Here is a 14,444-nt window from a genome sequence, read left to right as displayed (position 1 = left end):
TTGAAAGTAAAATAATATTTGATATTATTTTATTAAATCAATTTCAACAAAATAACCAATAAAAAAGAGGACGCAGGTTGCGTCCTCTTTTTTATAAATCTTTCACTCGTAATACACGCATTGCATTTAACACTGCAAGTAGTGTCACACCAACATCTGAGAAAACAGCTTCCCACATTGTTGCAATACCAAAGGCACCAAGTAATAGAACGATCCCTTTTACACCTAAAGCAAAGATGATATTTTGCCACACTATACTTCTTGTGCGTTTTGCAATTTTTACAGCTGTCGCAATTTTTGAAGGCTCATCAGTCATAATAACGATGTCTGCCGCTTCAATTGCTGCATCTGATCCTAAACCACCCATCGCAATACCAACGTCTGCACGGGCTAATACTGGTGTATCGTTAATACCGTCACCAACGAAGGCAATTTTTTCTTTTCCATGCTTCGCTGCATCAATTTTTTCAATCTCTTCTACTTTTTGTTGCGGTAGTAATTCCGCATGAACTTCATCTAAGCCTAATTCTTTACCGACAGCTTCACCAACTGTTTTTGCATCACCAGTTAACATTACTGTCTTTTTAATACCTAGTTCTTTTAACTTTTGAATCGCTTGTTTCGAATCCTCTTTTACCTCATCAGAAATAACAATATAACCTGCATATTTTCCATCTACAGCAACGTGAACTAATGTACCTACTGTTTCTGGTTGTTTAAATTCAATATTTTCTTTTCTCATTAATTTTGCATTACCTGCAAAAATTTCTTTTCCTTGTACTTTTACGACTGTACCGTGACCAGAAATTTCGTTATAATCATCGATTATTTTTTCATCAATTGATTTTCCATATGCCTTTCGAATAGATTGGGCAATTGGATGGTTAGAATACACTTCAGCAAATGCCGCATACTCTAATAACTCTTCGCTTGTAGTACCTTCGCTCGGTTCCATTTTTGTAACTTTGAAAACACCTTTTGTTAATGTTCCTGTTTTGTCAAAAACAATATATTTTACATCATTTAAAGCTTCTAAATAGTTACTACCTTTTACTAACACACCACTTTTAGATGCACCACCGATACCTCCAAAGAATCCAAGAGGAATGGATACAACTAACGCACATGGACAAGAGATTACTAAGAACACTAAAGCTCTATAAATCCACTCAGAGAATGTAGCCCCTTCTAAAATAAGCGGTGGAATAAACGCCATGATCGCCGCTGTAATAACTACAACTGGAGTGTAGTAACGCGCAAACTTCGTAATAAAGTTTTCTGTTGGTGCTTTTTTACTGCTTGCATTTTGAACTAAATCTAAAATTTTCGATACAGTTGATTCACCAAACTCTTTTGTAACTTCAATTGTTAATACACCGTTTTGGTTCACAAAGCCACTTAATACATCATTTCCAACTTCAACTTCACGTGGTACAGATTCACCAGTTAATGCTGAAGTATCTACCATTGATGTTCCTTCAATTACTTTTCCGTCTAATGGTACTTTCTCACCTGGCTTAACGATAATATAATCGCCAATTTGTACATCTTCTGGTGATACTTGTTTCGTTTCATTCCCAATCTTTACATTCGCATAATCAGGACGAATATCCATTAATGAAGTAATTGATTTTCGAGAGCGGTTTACCGCAATGCTTTGGAATAGTTCTCCTACTTGATAAAATAGCATTACTGCTACGGCTTCTGAATATTGCTGAATTGCAAAGGCTCCTACAGTTGCAATTGCCATTAAGAAGTTTTCATCAAATACTTGGCCGCGAGTTATGTTTCTTACCGCTCTCCAAACGATATCTCCACCTATTAATAAATAAGCAAGGACGAATAACGGAATTGTTACCATTTGTGGTAAGCTCGCTAATGCAGCAATTGCTGTCAAAATTCCGCCGACCACTAATCTCCCTACCATCTTTTTCACGTTTGCTTCACCATGATCGTGACTATGTCCGTGGTCATGACCGTTCTTCTCTTCACGAACAACTTTCACATCTGGCTCTAACTTTTGAACGACATTTGTTATATTTGCTACAGTTGCTTCTAGTTCTCTTTTATTCGCAACTTCTACTCGTAGTTTCTTCGATACGAAATCAACAGTTGCTTCTGAGACAGCTGGCATTTCCTTCACTTTATTTTCAATTTTCATTGCACAGTTCGCGCAATCTAAACCTTCTAATATAAATACTTCTTTAGCAATTTTATTTTTTTGCTCTTCTTGCACTTTAATATGCGGTTCTAATTTTGTAACGAGTTGTTTTGCTTCCGTAACAACTTCGTTTTCTTTATTTTGTGCTGTTTCTAAGATCATTGTCTTTGTTGCGAAGTTTACAGAGCAAGAATTTACTCCTTCTATATTCCCAACACCTTTTTCAATTTTCATTGCACAATTCGCACAATCTAAACCTTCTAACATCAGTTTCTTTTTCACTAACGCTTCAGCCATCGTTCTCCCTCCTCGCGTTCTTTTTATTCTTCTTCGTTTACGTGTTCAAACGCTTGCTCGAAGATATGAATTACGTGCTGGTCAGCTAACGAATAATAAACAACCTTTCCTTCTTTACGATTCTTCACAAGTTTCGCTTGCTTTAACACACGAAGCTGATGCGAAATAGATGATTGTGTCATTCCTAATAAATAAGCTAAATCACAAACGCACATTTCAGCTTCAAATAGCGCATGTAATATTCTCGTACGTGTACGGTCACCTAATACTTTAAATAGTTCTGCTACTTTACTTAAACTTTCATCAGTTGGAATTGTTTGTTTTACTTGCTCTACAACTTCTTCATGAATTATCGTTTGAGAACATGTCTCTTGTGGTGTTTCTACTTTATTTCCAGCCATAATAGCTCACCTCTTTAATTGAACATATGAACAATCATTCATATATCTTATACTCTTATTATATGAGCGCCTACTCATATGTGTCAATGAAATCTGAATTTTTTTTATGAACATTCCGTTCACATTTTAGTAAGGCATATACATATTTTCCGCATCCTCTATATTCTCATACAAAAAAGGATGTACAATTCGCACACCCCTTTTTACTTACTTTTCATTTTTCACCGCATCCACAATTAAAGAAACAAATCCTAACTGATTATCCCGATTTCTATGGTCAAAACGTTTCGAACGATAAATAAATCCATCTTTCTCATTCCAATCATTATAGTGAAACTTACCATTCTCATCACAGTATTCTAAGAGCCTCACTTGAAAACCTGCTGATTCAAACATGGACGTGATTGTTTTATAGTTATGAACAATTTTATGGCTTGCTGCAGGATGATCTAATGGACCAGGTCCCCCCACTTGTACCCCTTGCTGATATTCTTCATCTGGAAAAAATGCATCTGGTACTGCACAACGAATATATCCATTCTCCATTAAAAACTCATAACAAATTTTTGCAGCTTCAATTCCTTCTTCATATGATAAATGCTCCCATACATGCTCTGCCAAAATGACTGATAAAGAATTAGATTGAAACTTATCAAGCCAAGTTTCTCTCCGTAATAAATTTAATTCTTCTTCATTCGTATGTAACCAACCAGGGTTATTATTATAATCCTCTGCTCCAACAACAACTTTTATTTCTTCCATTTTTCTCCCACCCTTTTTTCATATTCCGACATAAAAATTCAACAAAGTACTATACGTTCCCTTTATTTCAACAAAAGAAAAAGCCTTGCGCGCTCCCTAGACGCACAAGGCTTACTGTGTTTATATCCCTTTAATTAGCTTGATCTAAATTATCCTGCGAACTTCCATCGTCTTTTAAATGACTATGCTTTTTCGAATAAACAAAGTATACAACTACTCCAATCGCTAACCAAATACCAAAGTATATCCATGTTGTTAACGGTAAATTTACCATTAAGAATAGACAACATGCAATTGAAATAATCGGTAAGATCGGTACAAGTGGTACCATAAATCCACGTTGTAATTTCGGATGCGTTTTACGAAGAATGATAACAGTTACACCAACCATGGCGAATGTTAATAACGCTCCAATATTCGCTAAATTCGACAATTCTTTTAAATCGATAAATCCAGCAATTAAAGCACTACCAATTCCTGTTAACCAAACTGAAAATGTTGGCGCTTCAGTCTTCTTGTTAATTTTCGCAAAAGATTTTGGTAATAAACCGTCACGACTCATTGCGAAGAATACACGTGTTGTCGCATAAATGTAAGCGAAAATTACAGCCATAATACCGATTACAGCTCCAATAGCAATTACACCAGCCACTTTATCTTGTCCTACAACCTCTAACACATATGCCATCGCTTCCGGTACATCTAGCTCTTTATAAGAAACCATACCCGTCATAACGAGACAAACTACAACATAAATGATTGTACAAATAACTAACGAAGCAATAATACCAATTGGTAGATCACGTTGCGGATTTTTTACTTCTTCAGCAGAAGTTGCTAATGCATCAAATCCTAAGAAAGCAAAGAATACTGCTGCTCCCCCTGCGAACACTCCACTTAAACCGTAAGGTGCAAATGGTATCCAGTTTTCTGGTTTCACGTAGAATACACCAACTGCAATGAATAAAACAACAATACCAATTTTAATTAATACCATTATGTTATTCACACGCTTACTTTCTTTCGTACCTCGTGATAATAACCAAGTTATCACTAACGTAACGATAACTGCTGGTAAGTTTACCATACCACCTTGCGCTGGAATTGTTAGCAACGCTTTCGGAATTTCAAGTCCCAGTCCACTCACTAAATTATTGAAATAACCCGTCCATCCGCCAGCTACTGCGGCAGTCGTTACGACATATACGGATAACAATGTCCATCCCATTAAATGAGCAACAAACTCACCAATTGTTGCATACGAATATGTGTACACACTACCTGAAACAGGAAGTGTAGATGCAACTTCTGCATAACATAATGCTGCAAATCCACAAACAATTGCTGCAATCATAAATGAAAAAATAACTGCTGGACCAGCATCTCTTGCTGCTACTAATCCAGTTAATACTAGAACTCCTGTACCAATTATCGCACCAATCCCTAGCATTGTTAGGTCAAATGCCCCTAGCGTTTTCGTCAAAGTTTTACTTTTACTTTCCCCTAACAATTGCGTAACGGATTTCTTTTTAAATAGGTTGGCCACGATGTATGCCCCCTTTTACTAAGAAGAGCTAAGAGGTATTATCTCTTAGCTCTTATCATGTTGTATTATATATTGTTCGATTTTGTTTTGTATAATGCTTCTATTAGCAAGATACTGTTTCTGCTTCTAATAATTCTTTAGCACCTTTGTACTCTACACCGTGAGCTTCTGCAACTGCTTCAAATGTTACATAGCCATCTAATGTGTTAATACCTTTTAGTAATGCAGAGTTGCCTAGGCAAGCTTCTTTGTAGCCTTTGTTAGCAATTTGTACTGCATATGGTACTGTTACGTTTGTTAATGCAAGAGTTGATGTACGTGGAACCGCACCTGGCATGTTTGCAACTGCATAATGAACAACGCCGTGTTTTTCGTAAGTTGGGTTATCATGAGTTGTAATACGGTCAGTTGTTTCGAAAATACCACCTTGGTCAATCGCGATATCTACAACAACAGAACCTGGTTCCATTGATTTAATCATTTCTTCTGTTACAAGTTTTGGCGCTTTTGCACCTGGGATTAATACTGCACCGATTACAAGATCAGACTCTTTTACAGCTTCTGCAATATTGTAAGGATTAGACATTAAAGTTTTTACTTGGTTTCCGAAAATGTCATCTAATTGACGAAGACGTTCTGCACTTAAGTCGATGATTGTTACATCCGCACCTAGTCCAACTGCAATTTTAGCAGCATTTGTACCAGCTTGTCCACCACCGATGATTGTTACTTTACCACGTTTAACTCCTGGAACACCTGCAAGTAAGATACCTTTACCGCCTTTGTTTTTCTCAAGGAATTGCGCACCAATTTGTGCAGCCATACGACCAGCTACTTCACTCATAGGTGCAAGTAATGGTAGAGAACGGTTTTCTAATTGTACTGTTTCGTATGCAATCGCAACAACTTTCTTCTCAATTAACGCTTTTGTTAATTCTGGCTCTGGAGCTAAGTGTAAGTATGTGAATAAGATTAAGCCTTCACTGAAGTGTTTGTATTCGTTTTCAATTGGTTCTTTAACTTTCATAACCATTTCCATGTTCCAAGCTTCTTCAGCTGTATCAACAATTTTTGCTCCCGCTTCAACATACTGAGCGTCTGTGAAACCAGATCCTAAACCTGCACCCTTTTGAATGAATACTTCGTGATTGTTACGAATTAAATGTACAACACCTGCTGGTGTCATTGCCACACGGTTTTCGTTGTTTTTAATTTCTGCTGGTACCCCAATACGCATAATGAAATGCCCCCTTATAATTAACAGAAAAAAGAGATTCTTTTTTCTTTTTGTAATAATTAATAACTTATGTCCTTATTCTAGCATAACTTAAAAGTTATGAAAACGCTAACATATCATTTTTATAAAGTTTATATATTTAGAATAGTGTAAATATATAAAACATTGATTCTATTAGGGGTTTCGTGACATTCCATTATCTTTCACTCAATTTTTATTATACTTCTTCAAAATAAACAGTAATCATTTATTATTTGACAATAATGTAACAATGTAAAAAACTAAGCGATAACGTATACATATACAGTTATTACTTTACTTAATACTTTAGAAATATATTCTTTTCACAAAAAAACAGCTGCTAGCATTTAGCTAGCAGCTGGGTAACTTATAAATAATTTTAAAAACAAATCATCTGTCGTTTCAGTAATTTTATCAAACAGATCACTTTCTTCCGCTTCTTGCTCTTTTAACATCTTAATTGTTTCACGTGCATCTTCAGGGTAATCAGTTATGATACCATCTACGTTTAACTTATAATATGCCTTTAAATTTTCCATATCATTTACTGTCCATACGTAAATTGGTTTGTTTAACTTCCTTGCTTCTTTTACTAATTTCTTATTTAACATATATTCTTCTGCTACGTAAAAGTCAGCCTTCACATTCTTTAAGTTAGCTCTACTTGCATACAATATATACCCTACTTTTATATCTGGATTTGCACGCTTAAACTCTTTAATAAGCGGATAGTGTAACGTTTGAATTACACATTGCTTCTCAAATTCATTATCTTTAATCGTTTTTAAGACTTTGTTTACAAAGTCTTTTTCGCCCCCATGAAGCTTCACTTCTATATTAAGTTTGATTTTGCCATTTGCTAGCTTAATGATTTCATCAAGTGTACTTATTTGTCCTGAAAGTCCATCTTGACTAAGGGTAAGCTGCCTTAACTCAGCCATCGTTAAATCTGACACATGCACATTTGCATTTGCGAGACGTTTCAGCTTCAAATCATGTATAACCGCTAGTTCACCGTCTTTCGTTTGTAATACATCTATTTCAGCGTAGTCTGCTTTTGCATCAATAGCACCTTGCACAGCTTCTTTCGTATTTTCTACGCCTTTTGATATATACCCGCGGTGCGCCATAATAATCGGTTCTTTATACGAATTTGAAATAAACGTTACAATGAAGGCAACGACCATTCCCGCAGTAATAATCCCTACAATGTATACGCCAATGAATTTCCAACGATGTTTTTGGAAGAAACATTTATCTGCTTTCGTTTTCGAATAATCTAATCCTTCTTCTAATAAAACATCTTCAACCGGTACCTTTTGTAAGTATAATCGCGTAATCGCCATAATATAAAATGGCGTCACGATAAAGCTGAATAAATACAATGTGCTCGTTAAAAATACAGAAATCGTTGATTCAGCTAATAATGCAAATGTTCCTTTCGGGTTTGTAAATTCATAAACACCCCATAGGCACAATAAATATATTCCCAAAAATACGACATATACAATTCCAATTGAAATAAAAAATCCTACTAAAAAGAGTAGTACTTTAAAAAAGCTTTCCTTTACTAAATTTGCACTTTTACGTGCTGCCACGCGAAATGATTTTTGCTCTAAAACAACAATAGGTAGAACGAAAATCCATCGAAGATTCAAATACGCGACTACAGCAAAGAACGTGTAATAACCAACTTGCCCCATCGTCGTCTTAAACAGTTCTCCTGTAATAAAGTTAGGAATTTGAATTTGCGGGATTAATGCCGTTTCATATCCCATATTTAAAAGAGGCAACAATACGACAGCATATAAAATAAATCCTGGTAAGCAATATGTGAAAAGAGTAGGTAAATACGTTACCGTTTTATATAAAATCGGACGTAATTTCACCTTCTGTCTTTTATGAGCGAAATACGAAATAATAATAAGCACCGCAAATTCCGTAAAGATAAGAAACAGTGCTAACAATGATAAAATTACGATTGCTAAGATGCCATAAGGCGTCTTTAAAAACGCTAATAATTCATCATTTGTCGCATTTGCATAACCACCAAAATACAATAACTTATTAAAAATAATTCCAAATAGCGGAACAAACACAATCGCTGCTAATAATTTATAAGCAAGTTGAAAAGTTAATACATTCCAAAAAGAAAATTTAACTGTTTGAAAGGAATGTCTCATTACTCCTGGTATAGATAGTTTTTTACGGTGTTGCATATATTCCTCCAAATTCTAAAACGGTATTTGAGATGGATTCCATATTCCCAGTTCTAATCCATCTTTTTAATAATAATATATTCCGCTTAACATGAACACTCTTATACATATAATGAAAAAAGTGATGGCTACTTCCCATCACTTTTTCATTTATTCTATTTTTTCTCTAGCCCTTGTCCAAATGCTTTCAAGAAGCTAAAACCGAATGTAATAGCTCTATTGATATCTGGATCTTTTAATACTTTAAAGAAATCCATCACTTTTGTTTTTTTGCCACTATTTAATTCATCTGTTGCAAATTGCAATCCTGTAACTAAACTTGACGTAATTTGCTTCGTTATTTCTGGGTCAACTGAAGATAACGCTTCTCCTGCCCCCATCATATTATTTAACGCATTTTTAACGGGTTCACGATTTAATTGCTCCACAGCGATTTTTGAAACATCTTCCTTCGCAGCAAGTAAACTAATTGCCGCATCTAATATACCAGCCTTCTGCAACTGTGCTAAAAGCTGCATCGTTTCTTCTACTGCTTCACGATTATTAGATAGCTCATTTAGAAGTTCATCTGCTACTTGCTGTTTCTGTTCTTCCTCTGTTACAAATTTCTTTTTAATTACAGTAATTTCTTTCGCCACAATCTCCGCCCCCTAGTCCACAAGTGATACGTATTGTTTTCTTTGCCATTTTTGCTGGATTTCAACACCGTTTTGCGGATTACGCTTTTTATCTCTCGGGTTTGAAGATGGTAACGGACGATTCCCTTTTTCACGTAGTACACGCATCTTTACCATCGTTTGTTTGTACGCTGGTGTACACGTATAAAGATCTGTCGCCGTTCCAGTTAAAATATTGATTGCCTCTTCATTTACCGTTGCATGCATCGGTAAATATAGCTCTTTCCCCGTTACACGATCTGTAACAAGTGCCTGTACTTTAATTTTCCCAAATGGTGATGCTAATTCTACAAGACCACCATCTTTCACATTGCGCTCTAGGGCAAGTTCAGGCGAGATTTCAACGAACACTTCAGATACTTTAGATAAAATACCAGCCGATTTATTCGTCATATTCCCTTCATGGAAATGTTCTAACATACGACCATTATTTAAAAGTAAATCATACTCATCTGGCGCTACAACTGGTGGTACCCATTCATCTAATGATAGACGAGCTAGTTTATCTGGGAAGTTAAATCCGTCCACATATAATAGTGGTGTATCGCTGCCATCATGGCTACCCCAACATAAACTATTCCATCCTTCTAAACGATCGTATGTTGCCTGAGAATATAAAGGTGCAAGCGATGCAATTTCATCCATGATTTCACTTGGATTTTCATAATTCCAGTCCCCGCCAAGTGCACGAGCTACTTTTTGTAAAATCCACCAGTCTGGCTTTGAATCACCAAGCGGCTTCAATACTTCATATAATCTTTGAATACGGCGCTCTGTATTCGTAAATGTTCCCTCTTTTTCTAAGCTTGGTGCTGCCGGTAAAATAACATCAGCAAAACGAGCTGTTTTCGATAAGAACATATCTTGAACAACAAGGAAATCTAAATTCGCTAAAATATGTTGTACATGGTTGGCATTCGAATCTACTAAAGCCATTTCTTCACCCATAACATACATACCACGCAGTTTTCCTTCATCTGCCGCAAGTAACATTGCAATATTATTTAAGCCTGGTGCTTTCGGAATTGTAGTACCGTATGCTTTTTCAAATTTCGCACGGAGCGCATCATCTGAAACTGCTTGGTAACCTGGAAGCCAGTTTGGTAATGTTGCCATATCACAAGCGCCTTGTACGTTATTATGTCCGCGTAATGGATATGCTCCTGCACCAGGACGACGATAATTACCCGTAACAAGCAATAGATTTGAAATTGCTGCTGAAGTTGTACTTCCTCCAGTATTTTGCGTTACACCCATTCCCCAAAGTACACAAGTACCATCTGCTTCATATACCATACGAGCCATTTCTTTCAAATTTTCTTTCGAAATCCCCGTAATTTCTTCTGTATAATCAAGCGTATACTTTTCTACCATTTTGCTATATTCATCAAAATTCTTCACATTTTCAGCTATGAACTTTTTATCGTGCCAATCTTGATCAATAATATATTTCGTAATACCAGCGAGCCATACGTAATCAGTTCCTTGGCGCGGATGAATGAATAAATCCGCACGCTCTGCCATTTCATGTTTACGAAGGTCCGCCACAATTAATTTTTGGTCATGTAATTTATGAGCACGTTTTACACGCGTTGCAAGTACAGGATGTCCTTCTGTTGGATTTGCTCCAACGATAATGACAAGGCCAGCTTCCGCAATATCTTTCACTGTTCCAGCGTCCCCGCCCATACCGACAGTTTTAAATAAACCGTCTGTTGCTGGAGATTGACAATAACGGGAACAGTTGTCTACATTATTCGTTCCATATATTTGACGGGCTAGTTTTTGCATAAGATAATTTTCTTCATTCGTTACTTTTGAAGAAGAAATAAATCCAAATGCATCACTTCCATATTCTGATTTAATATGCTGCATATTGGATGCAACAACTTCAAGAGCCTCTTCCCATGAAGCTTCAACAAACATATCTCCTTGGCGAATTAATGGCTTTGTAATTCGATCTTCACTGTTTACAAAATCCCATCCAAATTTGCCTTTTACGCATGTGGAAATACCGTTAACCGGCGCATCTGAAACAGGCTGTACTTTCAAAATGTGGCGGTCTTTCGTCCATACTTCAAATGAACAACCTACACCACAAAATGTACAAACTGTTTTTGTTTTATTCACTTTCGTCTTACGCATCGCAGCCTCTACTTCTGAAACTGCTAAAATACTACTATATCCAGGCTCTACATCCTTTACAAAATCAATCATTGGATCTAACACATCCGGTTTCAATCCAGTCATGAATCCGGCTTCACCCAGCATTGTTTTTTCCATTAACGCATTACATGGACATACTGTTACACACTGTCCACAACTTACACAAGATGAGTCATTTATACTTACACCATTGTCCCATATAACACGTGGACGGTCTAAGCTCCAATCAATCGATATAGTTTCATTCACTTGTAAGTTTTGACATACTTCTACACACTGCCCACAAGCAATACATTGATTTGGATCATATCGATAAAATGGATGTGACATATCCACTTCACACGCACTTACTTTCGGCTCATACGGATATTTCTGTTCCTCAATTCCCAGCATATGTACTGTATTATGGACTTTACAGTTACCATTATTGTTATCACAAACGGTACAATACAGTAGATGATTCTCTAATATTCGATCCATTGCCTCAGTCTGTGCCTCTTTTGCACGCTGGGACTGTCTTTCGATATGCATACCGTTCTCTAATTTCGTTGAACAAGCACGCAATAACTTTCCATTTACTTCTACAATACACGTATCACAAGTTTGAATTGGATCTACTTCTGGTACATGACAAATTTGAGGATGTTCCAAATTACTCTCGTTAAATAATTGTAGTATCGTCTTTTCACCTGATGCAGAAAATTCTTTACCATCGACGGTTACACGGACTGTCTGTTCTGCCATAGTTTCCCCTCTCCTTACAACCAACTGTACAACACAATTATGAATCCGTTTTCAAAACCGCATTACTGTACATATTTTTGAAACGCTCTACCCAAATACTTTCTTATGAAGTCGATTCTAGATGTTATAAGGTATAACTACGAAAGCTTGAAAATATCACTATTCTACAGTTCTATTATATCGTACATATACAATAATAACCAAAATAATCTGTGATCTTCTTGTTAATAGGTGTTTTTATTTTTTCCATTGTTTTATGATAAATGTGGGAGAGAAATACATATAAAAGGGGAATTAAATATGGGGCCTACGCAAGAGACTTATACAATTGTACGTTATCAATCTGGTACATTTTCAAAACAACTTGACGAGATTGTTACAGAATCTCCTATTACTATTAAATTGAATGGTGAAGAATATGTAACAGTCGTATGCACACCAAATTATATTGAAGATATGGTAATTGGTTTTTTAATTTCTGAGGGGATTATTTCTTCCTATAACGATGTTGAAGAACTATGGGTTCAAAAAGATAACGGAATTGTCCATGTAAAATCATCAAAAGTGAATCCGCTCTATCAAACTTTATATAATAAACGATACATCACTTCTTGCTGCGGAAAAGGTAGACAAGGTTTTATTTTCATAAACGATGCGGCAAAAGCAAAAGACTTACATGATATACATGTAAAAATTACTCCTGAAGAATGTTTTTACTTAATGAATACTTTACAACAATCTTCCACTACCTTTCGCCAAACTGGTGGTGTTCACAATACCGCGCTATGTGATCGAAATAATATCCTTCTATCAAGAATGGATATCGGAAGACATAATGCATTAGACAAAATATACGGTCATTGTTTACGCAATGATATATCTGTTAAAGGAAAAATTATCGCATTTAGCGGACGTATTTCATCCGAAATTTTACTCAAAGTTTCAAAAATCGGATGTGAAATTGTTCTATCTAAATCTGCCCCAACAAAACTAGCATTACAACTCGCTCACGATTTAGGCATTACAGTCGTAGGATTTATCAGAAATGAATCCTGCAATATTTACACACATCCACATCGAATTGATGGTTATCAATCGAATAACTAAAATAACTCCTCAATTGAGGAGTTATTTTAGTTATGAAAATGTAATATATTAAAGACTTGAATAGTTAATAAAGTTAATATATAATTTCATTACATATTAAAAAACAAAACATTGTAGCATATATCTTTTCATTCTTTTACAAATTAAAAGAGACTGCTAACAAAACACATACACAATCTTATAAAAGTAATGGATTTATTTTATTTGAAATCGACCAAGGAGGTTACAACTATGGAAATTCGCTTATTAACGACAGAGGACGCAGAAATATATTTAAAAGTTTGTATGGAAGGTTTAACGAAGAACCCGGAAGCTTTTAGCTCTTCCTATGAAGATGTTTTGAAACATGAGGATCCTGTAGCTGCTATGGCAAAACGATTAAGCAATCCGGATAAGTATACTCTAGGGGTCTTCAAAGATGATGATTTAATCGGCATTGCTACTTTAGAAACAAAGCCTTTTATTAAACAAGAACATAAAGCAAAAATCGGTTCCGTTTTCGTTTCCCCAAAAGCGCGTGGCCTTGGAGCAGGACGAGCTCTTATTAAAGCAATTATTGAAAATGCCGATAAATTACATGTAGAACAACTTATGCTCGATGTTGTAGTTGGTAACGCCGGTGCCAAAAAATTATATGAATCATTAGGTTTCCAAACTTACGGCGTACAAGAGCGTTCATTAAAACATAACGGTCAATATTGGGACGAGGAACATATGGTTCTGTTCTTAAATGATTAATACTTCAATATATATAAGTTGAATTAAAAGGTTACAGCTACTATTTGTCGAAATATATACGTAACACTTATCGACAAATGGAGCGGAGCCAAATGACAAATGCACATCAAAACGAAAAAGAGAACCTACTTGTAGCAATGAAAACGACTAAAAATAAACGCATGTATGAACGTTATCAAACGATCTATTTCTATGTACAAGGCTATTCTATAAAAGAAATTATGAACATGATCGGTCGTTCTGAAAAAACGATTTATAATTATGTGAATGCTTATAAAGAAAAAGGATTAGATGGCTTAATCATGGGACAATCAACAGGAGCACCACGTAAATTATCCCCTGAACAAGAACAGGAGTTAGTTCAAGTT

General features: G+C 35.7%; 11 protein-coding genes. 3 read left to right on the top strand and 8 right to left on the bottom strand.

Annotation, left to right across the window (positions count from 1 at the left end; all coding sequences use genetic code 11):
• Positions 1–91: 91 nt before the first annotated feature.
• From ATL10_RS18075 to fdhF, 8 genes are all read right to left on the bottom strand, one after another.
• Entirely contained in the window at positions 92–2,458 is a 2,367-nt protein-coding gene (locus ATL10_RS18075; protein ID WP_000796571.1) for a heavy metal translocating P-type ATPase, read from the bottom strand.
• 23 nt (positions 2,459–2,481) lie between these two features.
• Entirely contained in the window at positions 2,482–2,859 is a 378-nt protein-coding gene (locus ATL10_RS18070; protein WP_000918378.1) for an ArsR/SmtB family transcription factor, read from the bottom strand.
• A 207-nt stretch (positions 2,860–3,066) separates the two neighbouring features.
• Positions 3,067–3,621: a class I SAM-dependent methyltransferase gene (locus ATL10_RS18060; RefSeq protein WP_061661010.1), complete on the bottom strand. Its 555-nt coding sequence runs from the start codon at positions 3,619–3,621 to the stop codon at positions 3,067–3,069.
• 130 nt (positions 3,622–3,751) lie between these two features.
• A complete protein-coding gene (locus ATL10_RS18055; protein ID WP_001284896.1) occupies positions 3,752–5,167 on the bottom strand; it encodes an amino acid permease in 1,416 nt (471 codons plus the stop codon).
• 103 nt (positions 5,168–5,270) lie between these two features.
• On the bottom strand, positions 5,271–6,404 hold the full coding sequence (gene ald, locus ATL10_RS18050) for an alanine dehydrogenase (RefSeq protein ID WP_110497287.1): 1,134 nt from the start codon (positions 6,402–6,404) through the stop codon (positions 5,271–5,273).
• Between the two features lie 368 nt (positions 6,405–6,772).
• Positions 6,773–8,644 carry a glycerophosphodiester phosphodiesterase gene (locus tag ATL10_RS18045; RefSeq protein WP_016513621.1) on the bottom strand — a complete coding sequence of 624 codons (1,872 nt, stop codon included), beginning with the start codon at positions 8,642–8,644 and terminating at the stop codon, positions 6,773–6,775.
• Positions 8,645–8,799: 155 nt separating this feature from the next.
• Positions 8,800–9,282 carry a helical membrane plugin domain-containing protein gene (locus tag ATL10_RS18040; RefSeq protein WP_110497285.1) on the bottom strand — a complete coding sequence of 161 codons (483 nt, stop codon included), beginning with the start codon at positions 9,280–9,282 and terminating at the stop codon, positions 8,800–8,802.
• Between the two features lie 12 nt (positions 9,283–9,294).
• Positions 9,295–12,231: a formate dehydrogenase subunit alpha gene (gene fdhF, locus ATL10_RS18035; RefSeq protein WP_090978372.1), complete on the bottom strand. Its 2,937-nt coding sequence runs from the start codon at positions 12,229–12,231 to the stop codon at positions 9,295–9,297.
• A 300-nt stretch (positions 12,232–12,531) separates the two neighbouring features.
• Between fdhF and fdhD the strand changes: the two genes are divergently transcribed.
• The 3 genes from fdhD to ATL10_RS18020 form a co-directional block, all read left to right on the top strand.
• Positions 12,532–13,338, top strand: coding sequence for a formate dehydrogenase accessory sulfurtransferase FdhD (gene fdhD / locus ATL10_RS18030; RefSeq protein WP_053565276.1), 807 nt, complete (start codon positions 12,532–12,534; stop codon positions 13,336–13,338).
• 231 nt (positions 13,339–13,569) lie between these two features.
• Positions 13,570–14,076 (top strand): GNAT family N-acetyltransferase, encoded by a 507-nt coding sequence (locus ATL10_RS18025; protein WP_000405868.1) that lies wholly within the window; start codon positions 13,570–13,572, stop codon positions 14,074–14,076.
• A gap of 92 nt (positions 14,077–14,168) precedes the next feature.
• The coding region (locus ATL10_RS18020) for a helix-turn-helix domain-containing protein (protein WP_181419322.1) at positions 14,169–14,444 on the top strand (276 nt) is incomplete at its 3' end.

It is taken from the genome of Bacillus sp. 196mf (assembly GCF_003217275.1).
Taxonomy (GTDB): domain Bacteria; phylum Bacillota; class Bacilli; order Bacillales; family Bacillaceae_G; genus Bacillus_A; species Bacillus_A thuringiensis_S.
This window is presented reverse-complemented; position numbering and strand designations above follow the sequence as displayed.

What these genes read in the sequence shown, in the direction of transcription:
- ATL10_RS18075 (WP_000796571.1), bottom strand. Translation starts at nt 2,458, where the DNA reads ATGGCTGAAGCGTTAGTGAAAAAGAAACTGATGTTAGAAGGTTTAGAT.
- ATL10_RS18070 (WP_000918378.1), bottom strand. Translation starts at nt 2,859, where the DNA reads ATGGCTGGAAATAAAGTAGAAACACCACAAGAGACATGTTCTCAAACG.
- ATL10_RS18060 (WP_061661010.1), bottom strand. Translation starts at nt 3,621, where the DNA reads ATGGAAGAAATAAAAGTTGTTGTTGGAGCAGAGGATTATAATAATAAC.
- ald (WP_110497287.1), bottom strand. Translation starts at nt 6,404, where the DNA reads ATGCGTATTGGGGTACCAGCAGAAATTAAAAACAACGAAAACCGTGTG.
- ATL10_RS18045 (WP_016513621.1), bottom strand. Translation starts at nt 8,644, where the DNA reads ATGCAACACCGTAAAAAACTATCTATACCAGGAGTAATGAGACATTCC.
- fdhF (WP_090978372.1), bottom strand. Translation starts at nt 12,231, where the DNA reads ATGGCAGAACAGACAGTCCGTGTAACCGTCGATGGTAAAGAATTTTCT.
- fdhD (WP_053565276.1), top strand. Translation starts at nt 12,532, where the DNA reads ATGGGGCCTACGCAAGAGACTTATACAATTGTACGTTATCAATCTGGT.
- ATL10_RS18025 (WP_000405868.1), top strand. Translation starts at nt 13,570, where the DNA reads ATGGAAATTCGCTTATTAACGACAGAGGACGCAGAAATATATTTAAAA.